General features: G+C 75.5%; 4 protein-coding genes. 1 reads left to right on the forward strand and 3 read right to left on the reverse strand.

Annotation, left to right across the window (positions count from 1 at the left end; genetic code table 11):
• Positions 1-237: 237 nt before the first annotated feature.
• Positions 238-582: a hypothetical protein gene (locus ABD353_RS30060; protein ID WP_344626836.1), complete on the reverse strand. Its 345-nt coding sequence runs from the start codon at positions 580-582 to the stop codon at positions 238-240.
• A 187-nt stretch (positions 583-769) separates the two neighbouring features.
• Between ABD353_RS30060 and ABD353_RS30065 the strand changes: the two genes are divergently transcribed.
• Positions 770-2,083: a nucleotide sugar dehydrogenase gene (locus ABD353_RS30065; RefSeq protein ID WP_344626837.1), complete on the forward strand. Its 1,314-nt coding sequence runs from the start codon at positions 770-772 to the stop codon at positions 2,081-2,083.
• Between the two features lie 15 nt (positions 2,084-2,098).
• On the opposite strand, the gene ABD353_RS30070 is transcribed toward ABD353_RS30065, so the two are convergent.
• Positions 2,099-3,289, reverse strand: coding sequence for a hypothetical protein (locus ABD353_RS30070; RefSeq protein WP_344626838.1), 1,191 nt, complete (start codon positions 3,287-3,289; stop codon positions 2,099-2,101).
• A 142-nt stretch (positions 3,290-3,431) separates the two neighbouring features.
• On the reverse strand, positions 3,432-4,734 hold a 1,303-nt coding region (locus ABD353_RS30075; protein ID WP_344626839.1), incomplete at its 5' end, for an SUKH-4 family immunity protein.

The raw sequence follows: 4,734 nt of genomic DNA on the forward strand, positions 1-4,734 counted from the left end.
GACACCCTGCAGTTCTTCTGGCGCGACTCCGGACCCGCCTTCCACTGGAACGGCCCGTGGCGGCTCCTGTGACCCGGCACTCCGGGTGACCGGCCGCTGCCGGTGACCGTGCCCCGCGGGCGGCCCGTCCCAGGACGGGCCGCCCGTCGTCGGGGCCGCCCGGTGTCAGCAGCGGCCGGAGGTCGCCAGCAGCCCGGAGGTCGTCAGCGGCCGGAGGTCGTCAGCGGCCGGAGGTCGTCAGGACGGCCCGCCCGTCGGCCGGTCCGGCGGCCGGAAGCCGGGGTCGTCCCAGGCCAGCCCGTCACCGGGCCGCTCCTTGGGCCGGGCCCGCGCCTCCCAGGCCGAGACGAACAACTGCTCCCCCGGCGAGAAGACCCGGCGGGCGGTGTCCGGCACGGCGTCGGTGTAGACCCCGAGGACTCCGGGCAGTGCGAGGACCTTCTCCCGCTGCCCCTCCCCGACCACGGCCAAGACCACCCGCTGCGAGCCCAGCTGGGTCACCGCCACCAGTTCCCGCAGGCGGTCGAGCACCCCCTCGACGGGGGCGAGCAGCACCAGTGCCTCGTGCGGCGGCTCGTTCATACGTCCATCCCATGACCGTCGGCACGCCCTGTCAACCGCTGGGCCGGAAGGCCCGGTTGTGCCGGACGCACGCGTTTGCCCGAAGCCGCCCACGCACCGGCACGCCCTCCGTACCCTCGTGTGAAGAAGGTGTGGGCCCGCCCCGCAGAGGGTGTGCGCACCGTCGCGATGGAGGGGGTACTTCGTCATGCGCGTGGTCATCGCAGGGCAGGGCTACGTCGGACTGCCGCTGGCCGTCCGGGCCGCCGAGGTCGGGCACACCGTGGTCGGGTACGACGTCGACGAGCGGCGCATCAAGCGGCTCGCGGTCGGCGAGTCCTACGTCGAGGACATCCCCGGCAGCCGGCTGCAGCCGCTCCTCGACAGCGGCGCCTACCTGCCCTCGGCCGACCCCTCGGACGTGGCCGGCTTCGACATCGCGGTGATCACCGTGCCCACCCCGCTGCGCGACGGCGCCCCCGACCTGTCGTACATCGAGGCCTCGGCGCAGCTGCTCGCCCGCCACCTGCGGCCCGGCGCGACCGTCGTCCTGGAGTCCACCACCTACCCGGGCACCACCGAGGAGCTTCTGGCCCCGCTGCTGGAGGAGGGCTCCGGGCTGCGGGCCGGTGACGACTTCCACCTCGGCTACTCCCCCGAGCGGATCGACCCGGGCAACCCGCGGTGGAAGCTGGAGAACACCCCGAAGGTCGTCTCCGGCACGACGGCGGAGGGGCTGGCCGCGGTCGAGGGCTTCTACGGGCAGCTGGTGGAGCGCACCGTGCCGGTCTCCTCCTGCAAGGAGGCCGAGCTGACCAAGCTGCTGGAGAACACCTTCCGGCACGTGAACATCGCCCTGGTCAACGAGCTGGCGATGTTCGCCCACGACCTCGGCATCGACGTGTGGGAGGCCATCGACGCGGCCTCCACCAAGCCCTTCGGCTACCTGCGGTTCACCCCGGGGCCGGGCGTCGGCGGCCACTGCCTGCCGATCGACCCGTCCTACCTGTCCTGGCGGGTCGAGCGGACCCTCGGCCGGTCCTTCCGCTTCGTGGAACTGGCCAACGACGTCAACAGCCACATGCCGGACTACGTGGTGCAGCGCCTCACCGAGGCGCTCAACGAGCGGCGCCGCTCCGTCAACGGCTCCCGGATCCTCGTCCTCGGCCTCGCCTACAAGAAGAACACCGGCGACGCCCGGGAGACCCCGGCCGCCCGGGTGGTCGAGCTGCTGACCAGGATGGGCGCCGAGGTCCGCGCCGCCGACCCGCACGTGGTGGCCGGCGTCCACGTCGCCGAACCCACCGTCCCCGGCCAGCGCACCGCCTCCCCCGACCACGAGGGCGACCCGCTGGCCACCGTCCACCGCGTCGAGGCGACGCCGGAGGAGCTGGCCGCCGCCGACGCGGTGGTGCTGCTCGCCGACCACGACGAGTTCGACTACGCGGGCATCACCGAGCACGCGCAGTACGTGCTGGACTGCCGGCGGCGGCTGACGGGGGCCGCGGTCGAGGTGCTGTGAGCCCAGGGCGGCCGCTCAGCCGCGGCGGGTGACCCGGTTGGGGCGGGTGTCGTGGTCGATGCCGTCGTCCACGATGACGATCTTGGGGACGATCTTCGGCTCGGCCCCGGGCTCCTCGGCGGCGTTCTCCACCGGGGCGGCCTGCTCGGCGGCCTCGGTGCGCACCTCGGCCGCGGCCTCCTCGGGGACGGTCGCCGGCTCGGCCTCGACGGCAGGCGCCTCCGCGGCCGGCAGCGGCTTCTTCAGCAGCAGGTCGAGGGTCAGCTCGGGCTCGTTCGCCTCCTTGGCCGCGGCCTCCAGTGCGGCCGGGCGGCTGCCGGGCTCGATGCTGCCGAGGGCGGCGCCGGTCAGCTCCGCGAGGGTCTGCTTGACGGTGTCGAGGCGCTCCTGCATCTCGGCGTGCCGCGCGGCGAAGTCGGACTGGTCCGACTCGCTGTTGGAGCGGATGTTGTCGGCCTTGCGGCGGGCGGCGGCGAGCAGGTCCTCGGCGCGCTTCTGGGCGGCGCCCTCGATGGCGCGGATCTCCGCGAGGATGTCCTCGCGGTGCTGCTCGGCCTCCCGCAGGCGGCGCTCCGCACCGGAGGTGATCTTGGCCTCCTCGGCGTCGGCCCGGGCCTCCGCCTCGGCGAACATCTCGTCGGAGCGGCGCCGCAGCTCGGCGAGCTTGTCCTCGGCGCGCTCCTCGGCCTCGGCGGCGGCGACCCGGGTGCGGGCGGCGTCGGCGGTGGCGGTGTCGTGGGTGGTCCGGGCGTCCTGCTCGGCCTGGTCGAGGATCGACTCGGCCTCGGCGCGGCTGCGGTCCTCGGTGGCCCGGGCGGCCTGCTCGGCCTCGCCGCGGACGGTCGCGGAGTGCGTCTCGGCCGCGCGGGCGGCGGCCCTGCCGGCCTGCTCGGCGTCGGCCCGGGCCTGCTCGGCGTCGCGGGCGGCGTTGTCACGGACGGCCGCGGCCTCGTTCTCGGCGATCAGCATGAGCGCGCCGGCCTGGGCGCTGAGCCGTCCGTAGTCGGGCTCGGGCGCGTCCTCCTTGGCCCGGAGGATCTCGCCGAGGCGCTTCTCCATCTCCCGCAGACCGGCCCCGAGCACGCTGAGCCGCTCCCAGGCCTCGTCGCGGTCGGCGGTCAGCGCCCGGAGGGTCGCGTCGACCTGCTCCATGGCGTAGCCGCGGCGGGCCACCGTGAAGCCGTGCTGGGAGACGGCGTCGCTCATCGGCTCTTCCCCTTGTGCTGTGGGTGTGCATCTGTTCGCGGGCGTCCCACGGGGCACCCACTTGACCTATTTTGCGCAGATACGGTCGAAAGCCCAACAAGGCGAGGCCGGGGGCGGGACCGTACGGCCCGCCCCCGGGCTGCTACATCAGACCGTCCCAGAGCTGCTCCAGGAGCACCGCCCACCAGCCCTCGGGGGTGTACAGCGCCGCCGGGTCGACCGCCATCAGCTGGGCCTGCAGGTCGGTCGTCCAGCGACCGGCCTGCTCCGGCGTCAGGCCGTACCGGAGCCGCCACATCCGGCCGAGGACGGCGAGGCTGCGGACGAACTCCGGCACGCCGGTGTTGACGAAGCGGGGCGGCTCACCGGTTCCCTCCAGGTCGACGGCGACCACCGCGGCGGTGCCGTACTGGACGCACAGCTGCCGTCCGTAGTCGTTGCCGAGCACCAGGTAGCCGCCGAAGTCCGGGCCTGCCGGGCGGCCGCGCTCGGCGGCCAGCTCGGCCAGCGTCGGGATCGGCCGGCCCTCCTGGGCCTGCGCCCAGAAGAACGGCGGGAACTCGCGCGGCAGACCGGCCCACATCAGCGTCTGGGCGACCGCCTCGGGCACGCCCTGCCGGGAGACGGCACGCTGCTCGAAGCGGAACACCGCACCGCCGAACGCCTGCCCGAGCTCCGCCCCGAGCTGCTGCGGGGGGATCTGCGGCAGCTGCGGGACGGCACCGGGCGGCGGCAGCGGCGCCTGCACCGGCCGGGGCCGCTGCGGGGCGGCGGCCAGCTGGTGCAGCTGGTCCAGATGGTCCAGCAGCATCGCCATGCCGGCCTGCCGGGCCTGCCGGTCGCGACCGTACGGGACGGTGTGGGTGATCCGCACGTTCGGCCAGGAGGACTTCACCATCCGGGCGCAGTAGCCACCGGGCAGGTCGCACAGCTCCAGCTCGGTGTGGAACTCCAGCACCTGGTCCGGCGGCACGCCGAGGCGGCGCATCTCCTGCAGCGCCTTCCACTCCGGGTGCGGGGTGCCGGGCTCGCTGGCCATCACCAGCGACTGCTCGGAGCCGTCCGGACGGCGGTAGCTGATCACGGCCTGGGTGCCGGGGCCGATGGTCGGCACCCCGGCGGCGGGCGGCGGCACCGGGGCGGCCTGCGGCGCGGGCGCGGGCGGCGCGGGCACGGCCGGCGGGGCGCCCACCGGACCGGCGCCGGGGTAGCCGTAGCCGGGCGGCGGCGGTCCCGGGACGGGGGGCATGCCGGCCGGCGGCGGGGGCATCGGGGGGCCGGGCGCGGGCGCACCGGGTCCGGACGCGCCGGGGCCGCCGGGCAGGTCGATGGCGTGCGCCACCTGGGTGGCGGCGTGCGCCACCCCGGCGGCGTCCGGCGCGGCCGGTGCGGGCTGGGCGGGGGCGGGCTGGCCTCCCTGGGGGGGCGAGGCCGGGGGGGGGCGG

The organism is Kitasatospora arboriphila (assembly GCF_039528095.1).
Lineage (GTDB): Bacteria > Actinomycetota > Actinomycetes > Streptomycetales > Streptomycetaceae > Kitasatospora > Kitasatospora arboriphila.